The sequence below is a fragment of the Nostoc sp. genome, assembly GCF_036917275.1.
Lineage (GTDB): Bacteria > Cyanobacteriota > Cyanobacteriia > Cyanobacteriales > Nostocaceae > Nostoc.
Window position 1 is genome coordinate 1 of record NZ_JBALDF010000002.1, and the last position, 18428, is coordinate 18428.

An 18428-nucleotide genomic window follows, 5' to 3' on the forward strand; every position below is an offset into this window, starting at 1 on the left:
AATAACAAATGGGTTCGCCGAAATAACAAATGGGTTCGCCGAAATAACAAATGGGTTCGCCGAAGCAGCAAATGAGTACGCCGAAATAACAAATGGGTTCGCCGAAATAACAAATGGGTTCGCCGAAATAACAAATGGGTTCGCCGAAGCAGCAAATGAGTACGCCGAAATAACAAATGAGTACGCCGAAATAACAAATGGGTTCGCCGAAGCAACAATTTAGCTTTGTCACGCCAGCGTAACGCACCCTTTGGGTTCAGCAGTCGCCTGCGGAAGGGTTTCCCTCTCGCAGCGCTGCTTCACCGCAAATCTTTGGTGGATGAAGTTTTTCCGACTTGTGTGTACACCGTTGCTTACTTGCAGGGAAGGGTTAGGAGTGAGTTCATGCGGATATATTTACAAGTTATAAATCAATGAAACTTTGAACGCCCAATCAACATCTGGACAACGGAAGATTCATTAGACCTCTTGCAAAAATCCTTGAATCACCCCTCCCCGTATGTATTGGGGAGGGCGCAAGATTTCAAGTTTCCCCCCAATATATCGGGGAGCGACTGCGTTGCGGAGGTTCCCTCCGTTGTAGCAAGTGGCGTGGGATTAAGGGGTAATACGGTTCAGTTAAGCATCTCTTTCTTGTCTCTGCGTCCTCTGCGCCTTGGCGGTTCGTTAAAAAATTGACTTTAACAGCAGAGTTTTAGCCTTAACTGAACCGGATTGGATTAAGGGGGGTCTATTCGACTTATGCAAGAGGCGACGCGGGGGAAAAGCTGATGTAGAAGCGTTTACACCTGATGATTTTAGAAGAACTTTTATCGGTAATCTATTCACCTTTGGCGAATATTCCGAATTACGAATTCAGCGTTATGGTGACAACTAAATGAAAGAGTCAAAATAGAAGACACAGGCTTTCGACAAAAAGCCTTGCCTTGATTAACGGAGTTTATTATCAGTGGTATTACAAGTACAAGCAAGCACCTACGAAGCTAAAACCCAAGAAATTGCTAAACAACTTCTAGCAGCAACCCAGGAAAATCGTTCATTTTTTTCTTCCCTGCGGGATCAAATGCGCTGGGATGATAAATTACTAGCTTGGGCGATGAGTAATCCTGGGTTGCGGGTGCAACTATTTCGCTTTATAGATACGCTACCGGCTTTGCATAGTAAATCAGAAATTGCCTCACATTTACAAGAATATCTAGGAGATGAATCTGTAGAATTACCGGCAGCTTTGAAGGGAATGCTAAACTTTGCTAACCCCGACTCTATGCCCGGACAAGTTGCTGCTACAACCGTTGGTACAGCAGTCGAAACTCTTGCCCATAAATATATTTCTGGGGAAAATATTAAACAAGTCATCAAAACAGTTGAAAGACTGCGAAAAGAGAAAATGGCTTTCACCATCGATTTACTTGGTGAAGCGGTGATTACCGAAGCCGAAGCGCAGTCTTATCTAGAACGCTATTTAGAATTGATGCAACAATTGGTAGAAGCATCGAAAAATTGGGCAGTTATCCCGGCTATTGATGAGGCTGATGGCGAACTAATCTCAAAAGTTCAGGTTTCTGTGAAGTTAACGGCGTTTTATTCCCAATTTGACCCTTTAGATGCTAAAGGTAGTGAGGAGCGAGTTAGCAATCGCATTCGGATTCTCTTACGTCGTGCCAAAGAATTAGGCGCAGCTGTGCATTTTGATATGGAACAGTATGCTTACAAAGACATAACTCTCAGCATCCTGAAAAAACTGTTACTAGAAGAAGAGTTTAAGCAACGCACAGATATTGGCATAACAATACAGGCATATCTGCGTGATAGTGAGCAAGACACCAAAGACCTAATTTCTTGGTTGAAACAACGTGGTTATCCCCTAACAATTCGCTTAGTGAAAGGCGCATATTGGGATCAGGAAACTATTAAAGCAGCGCAGAAGCATTGGCCACAGCCAGTTTACAACGACAAAGGGGCAACTGATGCTAACTTTGAAACTATCACTCAGTTATTGCTAGAAAATCATCAATATGTATATTCTGCCATTGGTAGTCATAATGTGCGATCGCACTCTCGCGCCATTGCCATAGCTGAAAGTTTAAATGTCCCTCGTCGTCGCTTTGAATTGCAAGTCCTCTACGGCATGGGGGATAAAGTTGCAAAGGCGTTGGTTGACAAGGGTTATCGAGTCAGAGTTTACTGTCCCTACGGTGAATTATTACCTGGAATGGCGTATTTAATTCGCCGATTGTTAGAAAATACAGCTAATAGTTCTTTTTTACGGCAAAATCTCGAAAATCGACCAATTGAAGAGTTATTAGCACCGCCGATTGTCAAACAGGAGAAGAACTCTTTTACTCCTAACTCTCATTTCCTTGGGGCGGCAGATACCGATTATGCGGTGGATGAGGTGAGAAGGAAAGGGGTGCAAGCTTTCCAAAGCGTTCGTCAACAATTGGGTAAAACTTATTTGCCGTTGATTAATGGAGAATATGTTAATCCGCCGGAATTTGTTGATTCCCTTAATCCTTCTAATTTTAGTGAAGTAGTCGGTAAAGTTGGGTTGATTAGCGTTGAACAGGCTGAACAGGCGATGCAAGCAGCTAAAGCGGCGTTTCCTGGGTGGAGGAAAACACCAGCTAAACAACGCGCTGATATTTTGCGGAAAGCGGGTGATTTGATGGAACTCCGCCGCGCTGAACTTTCAGTTTGGATAGTTTTGGAAGTTGGGAAACCAGTTAAGGAAGCTGATGGAGAAGTTTCTGAGGCGATAGACTTTTGTCGGTACTACGCTGATGAGATAGAACGCTTAGATAAAGGTGTTAATTACGACATTGCTGGCGAAACTAATCGTTATATTTACCAGCCCCGGGGTATTGCTGTAGTGATTTCTCCCTGGAATTTCCCGCTAGCGATCGCTTGTGGAATGACTGTAGCAGCTTTAGTTTCAGGCAATTGTACTCTCCTAAAACCGGCCGAAACATCTTCTATCATTGCTGCCAAACTCACAGAAATCTTGGTAGATGCTGGTTTTCCCAAAGGTGTATTTCAATACGTACCGGGGAAGGGTTCGCAAGTCGGCGCTTATTTAGTAAATCATCCAGAGACTCATGTAATTGCTTTTACAGGTTCCCAAGAAGTCGGCTGTAGAATTTACGCAGAAGCGGCAACTTTGAAACCCGGACAAAAGCACATGAAACGGGTGATTGCTGAAATGGGCGGCAAGAATGCCATTATCGTAGATGAAAGTGCTGATTTAGACCAAGCTGTTGTGGGGGTAGTGCAATCGGCATTTGGTTACAGTGGCCAAAAATGTTCTGCTGCTTCCAGGGTGATTGTGCTGGAACCGATTTATGATACCTTTGTGCAGCGATTGGTGGAAGCGACAAAATCCTTGAATATTGGCGAAGCAGAGTTACCGAGTACACAAGTTGGGCCGGTAATTGATGCCAATGCCCGCGATCGCATCCGCGAGTATATTGAGAAGGGTAAGGCAGAAGCGCAATTAGCTTTGGAATTATCAGCACCCGAACAAGGATATTTTATCGGGCCTGTCATCTTTAGTGAAGTATTGCCAAATGCAGTAATTTCCCAGGAAGAAATTTTTGGCCCTGTGCTGGCGGTAATTCGGGTGAAAGATTTCCAGGAAGCGTTAGCAGTCGCCAATGGAACTAACTACGCTTTGACTGGCGGACTTTATTCTAGAACACCTTCGCATATTCAGCAGGCGCAGACAGAGTTTGAAGTTGGGAATTTGTACATCAATCGCAATATTACCGGAGCGATCGTTGGGCGGCAACCCTTTGGCGGATTCAAACTTTCTGGAGTCGGTTCTAAAGCAGGCGGCCCCGATTACTTACTGCAATTCCTGGAACCACGCGCGGTGACAGAAAATATTCAGCGCCAAGGTTTTGCACCAATTGAAGGTGCAGATTAAAGTATAAAAGTAGGGTGGGAAAAAACCCACCTTTTTTTATTTATTAACTGTATACATTTGATGAGTAATTTAGTCATAAAAGTCGCTGATTTACCTAAAGAATTTCCAGCAATTCAAGCAATTAGAATATCAGTTTTTCAGCAAGAACAAGGGGTAGATCCTGCTTTAGAGTTTGATGGAAAAGATGGTATATCTGACCATTTGATTGCTTATTTAGATGGAGAAGCTGTAGGTACTACTAGAATTAGATATTTAGATGAAAAAACTGCCAAGATAGAAAGACTTGCCGTTTTGTCTACAGCTAGAGGACAGGGTATTGGTAAGAAAATTATGGTAGAGGCATTACAGGTTATAGCTAGTAAAAATATTCCAGAAGTTGTGATTCACGCCCAAGAATATGTAAAATCTTTATACCACAAATTGGATTTTGTAGAAGAAGGAGAAATTTTTCAAGAAGCTGGTATCGCCCATGTGATAATGAGAAAAAATTTTATATTGCAATCCGGTTCAGTTAAGCCGAAAAAATATATTGCGTAGGTTGAGTTGAGGAACGAAACCCAACCTACAATTATCCTTAGCTGAACTGAATTGTTTTATATTGGACAATTCTTCTTATAGGTAGAGAAATCCCAGTCTGAGTGCAACATTGTTTATTCACATCTGTAACCAATCAATTTCGCCCTATTTACCCAGATCCTTTTTAACAATGAGTGGGATAATTGACGCTAGTCGTAATATACCAGACACAACGAACACTTCCACTATGCCAAAAGACCCAGCAAATTGAGCGATAAAGCCACCTATAGTTGCTCCTAAAGCACCACTCGCCCCACCAACAGCAGCAGCGATCGCAAAATAGATAGACTGATTTTTTACTGATGCAATCTCTATCTGGAGATTATTGCTGCACAAGTCAACTGCTCCCCAATTAACTCCAATAAAAATGTGCAATAGCGGAAACCACAGCCAGAGATCGAGGGGACTAGAACCAATCGTCAGCCACAGCCAGGGGATGACGGCAATTAGAATTCCACAATAAATTAGAATCGAACGATTGCCTATTTTATCTGCTAATTTACCCCACATGAGGAGCAGTAGCAGATGTGCCCCTGATCGCAGACTGCTGTAGAAAGTTACCCAACTCACATCCAGATTCAGCGTATCTAGCAAGTAGAGGTTAAAAAACGGGGCACTTAGGTTAACAGCAAATCCCCATAAGCCGAAATAAAGCAGAAAGACCACAAAATTAGAGTTTTTCCAGATGCTACTATCTATCTGATTTTGAGGGGTTGGCATTTGCGGGAGATAGATTGCTTCAGATATCTCATTAGATTCATTTGGTGCTGAGTCTAACTGAATCTCACTTGTTTGAGATAGACTTGCATAATAGGTGTTTTGTAATTGGGGATTGATATCTACCTGGAAATACTGACACCACAAGCTCACTATTCCAAAGATAATGCCAAGGAACAAAATCACTCCATAACCTTGGATAGTCCCCCCATACCAATGTGATACAGCTAGACCGGCTATTGGCAAGGTGAGTAACTCGGTGAGGTTGGCAAAGCTATTGCGTAGCCCGAAATATCTACCTCGTAATTGCCGTGGGACTAACATTGCTATCCAACTGAACCACGATGCAGTTCCTAATCCTCCTAAAAGATGACTGCATACGAGAATCAAGAGCGACAATATCACCAATTGGTTTGAATTAAGCCCTCCCCAACTAAAGCTAGCAATGCCAATTATTAAAATCAGCCACAGTAGCCGAGCAATTCCATGAGTGCGAAGGGAATTCTGAAGGCGGCTAGTGCTGCGTTCAGACAAGTAAGCACCTATCGGCTGAAAGAGATTCGCTAACATGGGGATAGAGGATATCATGCCAAACACCACCGGACTAGCATCCAACTCCACCAAGAAATTACTCAGCAAAACCCCGCCAGTGGCAATATTGAAAACTGCTGCGAAGATACCATCGACAGTGGAGGCTTTCAAACTGGTGCGAATAGCATCTTTGGAAATTCGCGGGATAGGTGTTGAGGTAGGAGTGAGTGTTGTTGATGGCGAAGCAATCTGAGCAATTTCTAGAGTTAGAGGCACACCTGTCTCAGGTTGAAAAGAATCCATAAATTTAAGATTTAAGAGTATAAGAGGTTGTTTGAAAAGTGGTTGGCTGTGATTTTAGGCACTTATCGATCCCCCTAGCCCATACCAGTCGCTCCACTTGGGGAAACCCCATACGCTCTCGCGTTGGCAGACTCGTTGGCAGAGCCTCTAGTAAAGTTGAGGCTGCGCTATGTGCATTAATACTAATAATTATTAATGATTTACGATTGCTATTTAACCGCCATTAGCGAGATATTGGAAATCTTTGTGTATTACACTATGAAGTGCGAAATGTGGCATAAAATGCTAAACCAGTAAAAGTATTGCACAAAATACTTAGAATATAGAATATAGATGCTGTATTGGCGAATTGGAACTAAAAATATGAATGCGATCGCGTAGTATTTATATTGGTGTTTCGTTCATCCGAAAATCGCTATGATTTAAACATCGCATCAATATTGACTCTAATTGAACTACTTGAATTGGTTTGAGAAGATAGTCGTTAGCACCAGCTTGCACAATAGAAAGCTTCTCTGGAGGTTCACTAAAGCCCATCATCACCACCTGCATATGTTGCAAAGAAGGTTCTTGTTTGAGAATATTTAGCAAATTCCAATCCCTAAGATCATCTACTAATTGGACATCCAAAAAAATTAAATCTGGCTGTAGGGTTCGCACCTGTTCCAAAAATTTGTTTTTGTTGTCTATCCACTTGACTTGGTAGCCAATTGTCTGGAGATAATTTTGCAACACTATGCCAGTGTTTTCTTCTTCGACTACCAAAATAGTTTTATTTTTGGGAAGAACTAGGGAGGATGAGGAAGATGTTGCTTCAGTATCTTTTTTAGCTTCATCTGCTGCTCCCAGATGGACTGGGTTTGGTAGAAACAAAGTAAACTGACTCCCTTCTCCCAAAATCGATGTAACACTCACATCTCCACCATGCAAACGCGCTAATTTGCGTGTTAAAGCTAAACCCAAACCTGTGCCTTCATACTGCCGATTTAACTGACTGTCAAGCTGTTTAAACGGTTCAAATAGAAATTGAAACTGATTTGAGTCTATACCAATTCCAGTATCTGAAATTGTAAAGGTCATTCCTTGCGATACTTTTTTGACTACCAGCGATACCTGACCGGCTGGGGTGAATTTAATGGCATTAGTAAGTAGGTTGAGTAGCATTTGCTTAAGGCGCCGCTCATCAGCAATTAGAATATCCGCTTCTAGGTCAATTTCATGTGTGAGTTGCAATCCCTTTTCTAAGGCGCGATCGCGCACTGTCCATATGGCATAATTACATAAATCTGAAACTGGCAAAGGTGAGAGTAACAGTTCCTCTTTGCCTGCTTCCACCTTAGATAAGTCAAGGATATCGTTAATCAGTTCTAGTAGGTGTTCACCACTACTATATATACAACTTACATATTCGTTCTGCTTTTCATTGAGAGAGCCAACTATTTTTTGTTGCAATAACTGTGATAAGCCCATAATTGCATTCAGAGGTGTCCGCAACTCATGGCTCATAGTTGCTAAAAATTCACTTTTTGCCCGATTAGCAGCTTCTGCTGCTTCTTGAGAGGCACGCAGTTTCAACTCTATTTGCTTGCGTTCAGTAATGTCCTCAATCATCGCTATAAAAAACTCCGGTTCACCATTGCTGTCTGGTATAACAGAAACAGAGATATGAGTCCAAACTAAGCTACCATCTTGATGCAGGCAGCGTCTTTCCATTTCAATGCGATGTCTATCGACTAGTTGTTCCTGAAGTTCGGAGTGTTGAAAACCGAATCTAGAAGTTTTCCCTGAATTTGTGCGAATTCCTGACACCAATTGTTTGTAACGTTTTAAATCCCCCCTTTGTATAGAAATGTAATTTATAAAGTGCTTGCCGGATAACTCTTCTCGGCTGTATCCTAAAATCTCGCACAGTACTGGATTGGTATCAACTATCTCCGCTTTCATATCTATAAGTCCAATGCCGATAGGAGAACGCTCAAAAATCGCCCGAAATTGCGCCTCACTCTGTCGCAGTGCTTCCTGGACGACGTTTCGCTCGCTTGCTTCTATAGCCAGGGTCACGAAATCTGCAATCGAGCCAGCAAAAGTCTCTTCTTCTAAAGTCCATTGGCGACTTTCGCCTATGTGTTCGTGACAGACTACCCCCACCAAACGACCCTCTAGCCAAATTGGTGCATCCAGCAAGGATGTGATCCCTAAAACAGAAAGATAAGACTCAGATAATTCTTTGGTTCTTGTATCGTTTCTGGCATCATTTGCGGCAATAATACGTTCCTCTTCTAAAGCCTGGAAATAAGCTGGATAATTTTTTTGTGAAAGCGAGTTACCAAAGCTATGTTCTTTAGTACTTACATCATATAAATCCATGCATTCAATTTTTGAACGTTCTTGATTATATAACCACACCCCAACTCGCTCTACCAAGAGCGTCCGAGCAGTAGTTTCTGTGATTTCTCTTAAGACCGCGTTGAGATTACCTTGCTGAAATGTCTTGCTTCTTGCTAGTTCCACCAGTGTCTGACTTTGTTTTCGCCGACCATTTTCTTTGATTTGTAAAGCCTCTTGGGCCTGCTTGTGCTCTGTAATATCTCTAGCTAACACTACCTGCATTAGTTGCCCTCAAGAAAAAATAATTTGGCCTTGCAGTTCTAAGGGAAAATAGAACCGTCTTTGTATAACTACAATTACTTCATAGGGTTTTTCATAACCGGAAAGTATATTTTTTCTGATCAAATTTGATGATTCTGGATGAGGAATTCCAAACTAGATTTTGCTCATAACTTCTATTACTTCATACCAGTGATTTTTGCTAGGGGATAATTAATATTTAAAATAATTTCACTATCAAGTAATTCTACTATTAAGTAGTATAGTAGTATTTTGAATTTGGGTCTAGGAAACTGTAGGAAGTATGAAGTATGGAATGGTGTAGTTTCATTACTTGAAAAGCGATGTAAGTCAATTTGTTGCTTAGTGCTAATACCAATTCTTTGTGAAACTCCACAAAGCCAGGCTTGGTGAGACGAACTTGGGTCAAAATCCCCAAGTTTCAGGAGCAACCTCACAGATAATCGGTATGACGACCAAAACAACCTTGATTCTCCTAGAGAAAGATACCTAATGACTCAAATTTTGCCAAAATCTAAGATGACGGTAGCTTTTATGCAGGTGAAGCGATGACGGATAGTAATGTGAGAATAGTTTCCCTAATTCCCAGTGGAACAGAGATTTTAGCGACACTAGGGTTGGTTAATGCTATTGTGGGGCGATCGCACGAATGCGACTACCCTCCAGAAATCCACAATCGCCCCATTTGTACCCAAGCCCGCTTAAACTCTAATGCCTCCAGCAGCCAAATTAATGATGATGTGAACAATTTATTACAATCTGCTCTCAGTATCTATGAAATCAAAACAGATGTTTTAGAGCAGTTGCAGCCTACCCACATTCTTACGCAAGACCAATGTGATGTTTGTGCTGTCAGCTTAGATGAGGTTGAAAAGGCAGTTGCCACACTCATTCATAGTAAACCTCAGATAATTTCTTTACAACCTAATATTCTCCAAGATGTTTGGGCTGATATTGAGCGAGTCGGCAACACCTTTAAAGTAGACTCGGTTAAAGTTCTAGAAAACTTAGAAGCTCGTGTCAAAATTTGTCAGCAAAAAATCCAAGGACTTTCTTTAAATGAAGTGCCTACTGTCGCCTGCATCGAGTGGACTGATCCTTTGATGATCGCCGCCAATTGGATTCCTGAATTAGTTAACTTAGCAGGAGGGCACTCTCTGTTTAGCGTTACAGGTCAGGCTTCTTCTATCTTACCGTGGGAAACACTAATAGCAAGTAACCCAGATATCATTGTTTTTATGCTTTGCGGCTTTGATTTAAATCGCACTCGTCAAGAAGCCAAGTTGTTAACTCAACGTTCAGACTGGGAAAAACTGCACGCAACCCAAGCCGGTAGGGTGTACATCACTGATGGCAATTCTTACTTTAATCGTCCAGGACCGCGACTGGTAGATTCTCTAGAAATTTTGGCTGAAATTTTGCATCCAGAAATTTTTCAATACGGCTACAAAGGAATCGGTTGGGAACCTTTGTAATTTAGCTGGATGTGCAACCCTGATCATTTAGTTAAGGTGAGTTCGATAAACCTCTCCTTGACTTGAATTTTAGTTCAAGTCTGTCCTTCTGGGACTCCCAGAGGGACGGTCTTGGGTAGTAAAATCTCTGGTATTTTGATTGAGTTAGTACCGCGAGGCGGAAGTCACTCATTCAAAAGTCAAAAGTATTATGGAATAAGCTCTTTAGGGATTTTAAATGGTTGCTCTATTTACGCCGTGGCGTACTAGTTAGGCAACACTACATGAGCCGTCGAACTCACGTTTGGTTATGGTGTTTGTTCAGAATCCGTCGATGGTTCATTGTTAAATAACAGCAGGCGTGCAGCGAGGACGGCAAATCCCACAGCAGCGATCGCTTTTAATAAGCGTGTAGGTAATAATTCTGCTACTGCTCCCCCTGCTAATGCTCCCAAAAGGCTTGTCAACAGCAGTGCGCCTGCTGCGCCAAAAAAAACTGCACGCGGAGAATTAGAACGCCCTGAAAGTGCGATCGCTGCTAGCTGACTTTTGTCACCCAATTCTGATAAAAAAACTGTAATAAAGCTCAGTCCTAAAAGATGCCAATCCATATCATTAAGGGGAGAGTCGGGAGTGGGGAGTTTTCTTATGACTAATGACTAGTAAATATATCCCAAAACAGCATTAGGGAAATCACCAACAACATCACACCTGCTGATTTCTCTATAGTTTTCGGGCTGAGTCGGCTGGCTATCCAACTACCTAAAAGCACACCTAATAAGCTGGTGGTTATCAACGCAGCCGCAGATCCGATAAATACAACCCACGGCGAATGAGATTGTGCGCTCATTAACAGCGTGGATAGCTGAGTCTTATCTCCAATTTCTGCTAGAAAAATAGTTACAAAAGTTGTACCAAAAACTACCACCACTGATTGCTGCTTTTGAGGACTATCCGCAACTACAGCCTGAACTGGCTGGGCGATCGCTGGAGTTAAGTTAAAATCAGTGCTGTCTTTCAGTTCTAGCTCAATCTCAGTCTCAGATATGCCAGAAATGTCCAAAGGAGCAGAGTCAAGTTTCACGAGCAGTAGTTTTGTTGTTAGGTTGCTTTCATATTTCTATCATATTCTCAGATTGTTAATAAATTGCAACTCTACAGATAAATATAGGACTTACGCACACTCTACGAATTCTCGGCGCTCTTAGCGTCTTGGCGGTTCGATAAATTAAGCTTTTTGGTAATTTTTGCGTAAGTCCTAAAATATAAAAAAATGATCGGGCGTCTTTGCGTCCTTGCATACTAGACCTCTTGCATAAGTCGAATAGACCCCCCTTAATCCCCCCTTATAAAGGGGGGAAACTTGAAATTTTGCCCCCTCCCCTTCATAAGGGGAGGGTTGGGGAGGGGTGATTCAAGGATTTATTGCAAGAGGTCTACTCTTCACAGCCCAATAGTTTTATTGAAGCGGAGTATTTCCAGACTGCGATCGCCATATACTCCCTCTATTTGCTGGCGACAGCAGTCAATGGCAAAATCGTTGATTTCTTCTGGTTCAACCCCATACATATCTTGAAACACTTCTGATTCCACACGGCAGAAGCGAGGACGATTGGAGTAGATGCGGCATTCTCGCGTGGTATGGTCGAAATTAATGCACCATCCCCCTTCACCTACCATGCTGAGGTAGAGTTCTAGTTCTGGTGGTGAGAGATACTCATCCAAATCTGGACGCTCTGCTGGATCAAGATTACAGCAGGCTCCACATTGCTTTACACATTGCCAAGTTGCCATTTTGGATTAGGGAGTGGGGAATAAGGCGAGTAAGACATGATCTAGAATCGGTCACGGTCTTTGACATTGGCTTTAGCAAGATGCTCCATGATAACCTACTTTGAGGAAGTTGCAGGCAGCACGAATCTTAGTTTTAAAAGCTTCCCTGCACGCTGCATTAGGAGAAAAAGTGGGATTCATCACAAACGCGGCTCCTACATCTATTAGCTACTCAATCACTTTCCCATAGATATGTTCCTGTTTAATCGCTTCCTCCATTCAGTAATTCGGTTTGTGCTAGTCAGTGTGATGACGATCGCAATGGTGCTTGGTTGGAGTGCGATCGCTCACAGTCAACTGCCTTCATTACCTACCGCAGCCTCCAACGATCCGCACCAGCCACCTAGTGGTGTTACCCGCCTCGGTATGTATGAAATTGCCTCTGTGTATTCACCCTTAGACAGAGACTCCTTGTTTGAGATTGTCTCTCCCACTGTTTTTAATCGTAGCCAACCGCCAGATGGATCTCTTCCAGTAGAGGTACGTGCCGAAGAAATAACGCAACGGCTGATGCGAGCGCTCGACCGAACTAACAAAGCTAAACAAACTCCTCTGGTTTCTATTGCCATTCTAAATAAGGATTTAATCCTCCAGCTCAGTGACGATCAAACGACTCGTCCTTTAAGGCTGGTGACTGTAACAGAGCCAGATGCTGACTACCACGAAAAAACTCTGGAGGAATTGGCGCAGGAGTGGCAAAAAATATTACAAGCAGAAGTGGAACGTATTAATAGACTCTTCTCGCATAAAATATTGTGGCAACGGATTGGACAGGCAGTGCAAATCAGCTTCGGCTTAGTGTTGGGGAGTGTTGTGTTGTGGTTACTGCGGCGAACTTTAATTCGCAAACAGACGGCTTTAAAAGCTCGCCATCAAGAGCAGAAAGCTGCCGTAAAACAGGGTGTGGTCAAGCGAGCTGAGGCAGAAACATCCACAACTATTCACACAATAGAGACCAGCGAAAAGAAAACAGATGCAGACACCATCGCCCATCAGCGATCGCAGTTTCTAGAAATTATCCAGCGACAGTTCAGCCTCAAGAGCCAACTGGGGATCTATTCTTTGCTGACATGGCTACTGTTTTGGGCATTTATTCTGATGTGGTACATCGGGATTGTGGTGATCATGTATCGCGTCCCCTACCTCATGAGATGGTGGACGCAGGCTTTAGCCAGACCCCTGGCGCTACTGATTATTTGGTTTTTCATCAGTTTTATTATTCGGATCGGCAAAACCTTAATTGACCGCCTCACTGATGTCTGGACAACCCATTCCTCTGTTCCTTTGAGTGAAACTCAACGGATTGCGCTACGAGCTGCAACAGTTTCTGGGGCACTAAAAGGACTAATCACTTTTGTTTTCATCACCTATGGTATCTTGCATACTCTAAAAATATTTAATATGCCCACCAGTTCAATTTTGGCAGGGGGCGCTGTCATTGGTATCGCCATTTCTCTTGGTTCCCAAAGTCTGATTAAAGATTTGGTCAATGGCTGTTTGATTTTGATGGAGGATCAATTTGCTGTGGGAGATGTAATTGAGATTGGGGATAAAAGCGGACTAGTGGAAAATCTCAACCTGCGGGTGACTCAACTACGTAATAACGAAGGTAAATTAATTACCATTCCCAATAGCAATATCACGAATGTCAGCAATTTAACCCGTCTCTGGTCGCGGGTAGACTTTTCTATTGTTGTGGCGTATGAAAACGACCCCAAGCAGGTTTTAGAGATTCTCAAGCATGTATGCAAACAATTGTATAGCGAAGTAGAATGGCGCGATCGCCTGCTAGAATCGCCCCAAGTGTTGGGGATTGATGACCTATCCCATACAGGTATGTCAGTGCGCGTCTGGATTAAAACTGCACCTATGGAACAATGGAGCGTTGGGCGAGAGTTTCGTCTACGAGTACGGCAAGCCTTTGAAGCCAACAATATTCAGATGAACGCAAATTGAAGATTGTCAGCCAGAAACGAATAACTTATCATAACCGCTAAAACCTTTTGCTGGACAACGTTCTGTAAATAAAGTTAATAACTTATTATCCAAAAACAGTATCATAGGCTATTATTTTTTGGCGTTGGCAAAACTTTTCGGTTTACTGATACCATTCAACCTCCTGGTGATAGAGCGATCCAATCAATTCATATATATTCAAAACAACAATCAACATAACAATGAAAACATTACAAGCTTTAACGCCGATCGCGCTGGGTTTACTTACACTTACAGTCGCGAGTTCTGTGAATGCTCAAGCGATAATTGACACTGTAGACAACGGTAATTTCAGTGTGACGGGGATGACACGAGGAAGCGGTTGCACTGTCCTTTTTAGCCCTCGAGGGGAGCTAGTTCAAAATGGTCGTTCCTGTAGTTCAAAAGAAATTGGTAAAGCTCAAGCTGCAATTGATACCTATCTCCGGGAGCAAGGCGCATCTGAGCGCAACAGTAACGACTCAACGCGCCAAAGACTGACCTTAATCTGCTACGGTGAAGGTCGCAAACCAGGTATTGAAAACCGCAACAGCTATGAATGGAACTCACGTCGCGATCGCTATGAACTGCAAAATCGTATAGAGTCTTCGACAGACGAGTTCGATTCCGAGGTTCAAGTCGAGATTCGTAATATGCAGGGAAAAATTCATCTGGCCGGAAAGCTCATCCCACCAATTCATTCCGGCGGTACTGATGGATGGTGGAACCTCAAGGATCTCCGTGTCACACCTGAGCAAATCACGGGAAAATACCAAGTAAATGGACTAAATCATCCGCGTGTTGAAATCGATCGACGCAGTGGACGGATTGCCATTAATGGGATTGAGCATTTCCGTGGTACTTGCGATTCCGGCGACTGGAGCAGTGGCAGAACTCGTTTTTAGTCTGGCTACTTTTTGTCTAAGTCCCAATAAGTAACGTCAGTTCATCCTGGGCTTTGCCAATGGCGGTAGAAATGCGGTGACTGTATTTGGGAATGCGGCGAGTAACGCATCATCTAGAATTGATCGCAGTTGCGACTGCTAAAAGCAAATTTTAACCGAAGAATGAGGGTTTCAGCTTTTTCGGCTACCTTTTAAGACATCCTCTCAATGCCCTCCAAATTGGATTGTTTGTCCAGATAGCAACTAATTCTTACAATCCTGTGGACCCCCCGTATAAACAATCGATTGGTAGCGTCCTTGGTCTGTTTGGATTGTTACACAGTAGTTGGTTTTGCCTTCTAGCCAGTAGCTGTAGCCCGAATCATCACTCTTGACCCATCTATAGCCCCGTTCTTTCACTGTGTTTTCTGCCTGTCCTGCCCTTGCCCCCACTAAATCACGCAACCGAGCGACGGTAGTACCCGCTTCAGGCTGACGCCTAGCAGCAGCCCTACGATTTCTGTTACCTGAGTTTTGTCTAGAGGAAGCTGTATCCCAATAGACATAAATCGACTCAGTGGCAAAGCGATAAATCTGTCCTTTGTCACCCAGTCCAGCTTGTCGATAGGCAGCATCACCATTTTGATCGCGATAATTGCCGGGTCGATTACCCGAAGGGAGCAGGTCATAGCTACGACCATTTTCCAGTTGAATGCTAACCGCACCCTGCCGTTGGGAAAAGGTACAGGGACTAGAAGATGTAGCGCGGTCTTCTCCTTTTGGGAACACATCGCAACGGGCATTCACGGTATCGGCTTTGACAGATAGAGGAAAACTTACCGAAGCGATCGCTAATGCTACCGCTAAAAACGAATTTGAAGATTTGATCGCCATAAAACTCCTGAGTTCTGACAACGAAGATGACATTTTATATCATGCCCTAGATGTGCGTTTGCTAGTTGACATTTGCAAACCCTTCTTAAACGGACAAGGGGGACAAGGGAGAAATTAATTTCCAATGCCCAATCCCCTATTTTAGTTTTTTATGTCTTTTCTTATAATTTTGTTAAGTAAATTAAATCTAATAGGCCATGGCCAGATATGATCGATTGCGGGCTTTGTAACTAAGTTATTGAATTTTTCAAGACATTTGGGAGGAGAAGAGGAAAAATGTTTGACGCTGTGTCTGACTTGTTTAACGCTTTTACCAGTATCAATTGGGAAGTTATTTTCCAATTACTTTCTGTAGCACTAATTGTGATTGCTGGGCCAGCGGTAATCTTTTTGCTGGCATTTCGCAACGGCAACCTATAAGAGTGCTGAGTGCTGACTGAAGAGTTAGGAGTGAGGAATTAAATTTTATTCTCAATTCATAACTCATAAATCAGCACTCGCAATGTCAGAGTCGCAAATGAGAGGTTAATTAAGAATTATAAACTCCTAACTCTTAATTGATAACGCCTGAAGGGCAGCTTGGATAATATTGTCATATTGTGGCTGAGAAATATCAACTTCTTTGGCGTTTTGACGATTAGTGCCGAGCAAACCGATTGTATGTCCTGGCTGCATGGCTAAAACTTTGCCTTCAGAATTTTTAATTCTTAATTCTGCTTCAATACCGTTTTTATAGAAACCACAAGTATAATGTCGCTTGTTGTATTCAAAAGTTGTGCTTGACTGAATAGGTGGCGAAGCAAAAAATTGTTGAGGCTGAATTGGCAGTCTAACACCTATTAACTCTAGCTCGATAGTGGTGTTACCGTTAAAGTAATTTTCTCGCAGTTTGTAAGCGACATCCACTCGCGGTGGTAAGCGGAAGTAGTCGCCCCAACGCCAAGCGATCGCTTTAATTTTATACTCTTGATTATCAATAGTTTGAGCAATTGTCAGTTTAATGTGACCCTTACCAACGATTTTTTGCTCAACCACTTGAACATTAGGTGTCCAAAAAACTGGATCGGGGTTGTCCATACCGCAGGGGTGTAGAGCATTAAGCTGTTGATAAAGCTGCTGATTGATTTGATTGAGGTTGACTTCGGCATCAATTTTTAAGAGAGGCTTGAGATGTTGGGGTTCAAGACACTGGTTAGCAAACTCAATCAAACGCGATCGCAACACCTGTAAATTCTCTGCTGCCAGAGAGAATCCCCCGGCTGCTTTGTGTCCACCAAATTTGCCAAGTAAATCGTGAGAATATTCCAAAGCTTCAAACACATGAAACTCTGGAATTGAGCGTGCTGAACCACGTATATGTTTTTCATCCTCATAAGTACCGATAAATACAGGAACACCGTAACGTTCCACTAAGCGGGAGGCGACAATCCCAATAACGCCGTGATGCCAATTGGGTTGCACAACAATTAATACACGGTCTTGCTGTAGAGAGGCAACAAATTCTGTCTCTACATAAGCGATCGCTTCTTGTTCAATTTGCTGACACATTTCCTGACGAGAGGCGTTGATTTGTTCGCACTGCATTGCTCTTTCTAGCGCCACCCCCATATCATCCGTAGTCAGCAATTCAATCACAGTCTGGGGATTACCAATCCGACCAATAGCATTAATTCGTGGCCCCAGGCGAAACCCGATATCTTCAGGCTTTAGTGATTTGGGATTTGAGGAGTTAGGAGTTAGGAGTGAGGAGTTAGGAATATTAAATTTTTTCTCCTCTGCTCCCCTGCTCCCCTGCTCCCCCTCTCCCCTCGCCTGCACGCCGCCTACCTGAATCAACGCCTGCACCCCAGCTAAGTTGGATTTGGGTAAATGCTGTAAACCACGTTTCACCCAACGGCGATTTACGCCAGTTAAGGGAGCTAAATCTGCGATCGTTCCCAATGTAAATAGTGCTAGCATCGGCTGGATCAAGCCCTTAGTTTCCCCTAGCTGTTGTGCTAGAGACACTGCCAAAATGTAGGCAACACCAACACCAGCAACACCCCGATAAGGTGAGGATTCGGCTATTAGCTTAGGGTTGAGGATAGCGTTAGCTGGCGGTAATTTTTGGGGGATGTCGTGGTGATCGGTGATAATCACTGCAAGACCAAGTTCTCTAGCTCTAGCAACTGGTTCAAACGCAGATATGCCATTATCTACAGTGAGAATTAATCCCACTCCTTCGCTGTGAAATTCTTCAACTATGCGTTTATTAATACCGTAGCCTTCGTGCATCCGGCTAGGGATAGCATAATCTACTTGTGCGCCTAAAGTGCGGAGACTACGTAAAAGTAGAGCAGTGCTGGTCATCCCATCAGCATCGTAGTCACCACAAATAGCAATTTTTGTTTGAGAAGCGATCGCATTTTGCAACAACTCCAAACTAATCGCCAAATCTGGGAAATCTTCCAACGGCGAAGGTAAGACTAAAGACTCTGGATTTAAAAATGCTTGTACCTGTTCTGGTGTTTCCATACCCCGATTAATCAGCAGTTGACTGACAATGGGTGAAATATTTGTCAAAACCGCCAGCTTTTGGGCAAATTCTGGTTTTTGTGGATAAATTTGCCAGCGCTGATCAGGTAAGCGCTTGCTAGGTTTTGATAGTTCAGATACAGCTCGGTCTAGCACAATAGAAGTTAGGAGTTATAAATTAGGAGTTTTTAATTAAAA

13 protein-coding genes and 1 pseudogene are annotated in these 18428 nt (G+C 43.0%); 7 read left to right on the forward strand and 7 right to left on the reverse strand.

Annotation, left to right across the window (positions count from 1 at the left end; translation table 11 throughout):
* The 3 genes and pseudogenes from V7K35_RS00210 to V7K35_RS00220 form a co-directional block, all read left to right on the forward strand.
* Positions 1–223, forward strand: a pseudogene (locus V7K35_RS00210) (hypothetical protein); the annotation flags it as partial.
* A 726-nt stretch (positions 224–949) separates the two neighbouring features.
* Complete coding sequence (gene pruA / locus V7K35_RS00215; RefSeq protein ID WP_335075392.1) at positions 950–3922, forward strand: L-glutamate gamma-semialdehyde dehydrogenase; 2973 nt, start codon at positions 950–952, stop codon at positions 3920–3922.
* A gap of 60 nt (positions 3923–3982) precedes the next feature.
* Positions 3983–4459, forward strand: a complete 477-nt coding sequence (locus V7K35_RS00220; RefSeq protein WP_334794505.1) for a GNAT family N-acetyltransferase — start codon at positions 3983–3985, stop codon at positions 4457–4459.
* 144 nt (positions 4460–4603) lie between these two features.
* Here V7K35_RS00220 and V7K35_RS00225 read toward each other — a convergent pair whose 3' ends face one another.
* A complete protein-coding gene (locus tag V7K35_RS00225) occupies positions 4604–6049 on the reverse strand; it encodes an MFS transporter (RefSeq protein ID WP_335075394.1) in 1446 nt (481 codons plus the stop codon).
* A gap of 384 nt (positions 6050–6433) precedes the next feature.
* Positions 6434–8659, reverse strand: coding sequence for a hybrid sensor histidine kinase/response regulator (locus V7K35_RS00230; RefSeq protein ID WP_335075396.1), 2226 nt, complete (start codon positions 8657–8659; stop codon positions 6434–6436).
* Positions 8660–9225: 566 nt separating this feature from the next.
* On the opposite strand from V7K35_RS00230, the gene V7K35_RS00235 reads away from it, so the two are divergent.
* Positions 9226–10152, forward strand: a complete 927-nt coding sequence (locus tag V7K35_RS00235; RefSeq protein ID WP_335075398.1) for a cobalamin-binding protein — start codon at positions 9226–9228, stop codon at positions 10150–10152.
* A 287-nt stretch (positions 10153–10439) separates the two neighbouring features.
* Here V7K35_RS00235 and V7K35_RS00240 read toward each other — a convergent pair whose 3' ends face one another.
* From V7K35_RS00240 to V7K35_RS00250, 3 genes are all read right to left on the reverse strand, one after another.
* Positions 10440–10742: a TMEM165/GDT1 family protein gene (locus V7K35_RS00240; protein WP_273763475.1), complete on the reverse strand. Its 303-nt coding sequence runs from the start codon at positions 10740–10742 to the stop codon at positions 10440–10442.
* A 41-nt stretch (positions 10743–10783) separates the two neighbouring features.
* Positions 10784–11215 (reverse strand): TMEM165/GDT1 family protein, encoded by a 432-nt coding sequence (locus tag V7K35_RS00245; RefSeq protein ID WP_334794511.1) that lies wholly within the window; start codon positions 11213–11215, stop codon positions 10784–10786.
* Positions 11216–11574: 359 nt separating this feature from the next.
* Positions 11575–11925 carry a YkgJ family cysteine cluster protein gene (locus V7K35_RS00250; RefSeq protein WP_335075400.1) on the reverse strand — a complete coding sequence of 117 codons (351 nt, stop codon included), beginning with the start codon at positions 11923–11925 and terminating at the stop codon, positions 11575–11577.
* Positions 11926–12156: 231 nt separating this feature from the next.
* On the opposite strand from V7K35_RS00250, the gene V7K35_RS00255 reads away from it, so the two are divergent.
* Together V7K35_RS00255 and V7K35_RS00260 are read left to right on the forward strand one after the other, a co-directional pair.
* Complete coding sequence (locus tag V7K35_RS00255; protein WP_335075402.1) at positions 12157–13920, forward strand: mechanosensitive ion channel family protein; 1764 nt, start codon at positions 12157–12159, stop codon at positions 13918–13920.
* A gap of 221 nt (positions 13921–14141) precedes the next feature.
* The gene (locus tag V7K35_RS00260) at positions 14142–14843 is read left to right on the forward strand and encodes a hypothetical protein (RefSeq protein WP_335075404.1); all 702 of its coding nucleotides are present in this window, start codon (positions 14142–14144) and stop codon (positions 14841–14843) included.
* Between the two features lie 243 nt (positions 14844–15086).
* On the opposite strand, the gene V7K35_RS00265 is transcribed toward V7K35_RS00260, so the two are convergent.
* The gene (locus tag V7K35_RS00265; RefSeq protein WP_335075406.1) at positions 15087–15716 is read right to left on the reverse strand and encodes a hypothetical protein; all 630 of its coding nucleotides are present in this window, start codon (positions 15714–15716) and stop codon (positions 15087–15089) included.
* Positions 15717–15992: 276 nt separating this feature from the next.
* Between V7K35_RS00265 and psb30 the strand changes: the two genes are divergently transcribed.
* On the forward strand, positions 15993–16136 hold the full coding sequence (gene psb30, locus V7K35_RS00270; RefSeq protein WP_190939758.1) for a photosystem II reaction center protein Ycf12/Psb30: 144 nt from the start codon (positions 15993–15995) through the stop codon (positions 16134–16136).
* Positions 16137–16262: 126 nt separating this feature from the next.
* Here psb30 and V7K35_RS00275 read toward each other — a convergent pair whose 3' ends face one another.
* Positions 16263–18386 (reverse strand): single-stranded-DNA-specific exonuclease RecJ, encoded by a 2124-nt coding sequence (locus tag V7K35_RS00275; protein ID WP_335075407.1) that lies wholly within the window; start codon positions 18384–18386, stop codon positions 16263–16265.
* Positions 18387–18428 lie beyond the last annotated feature (42 nt).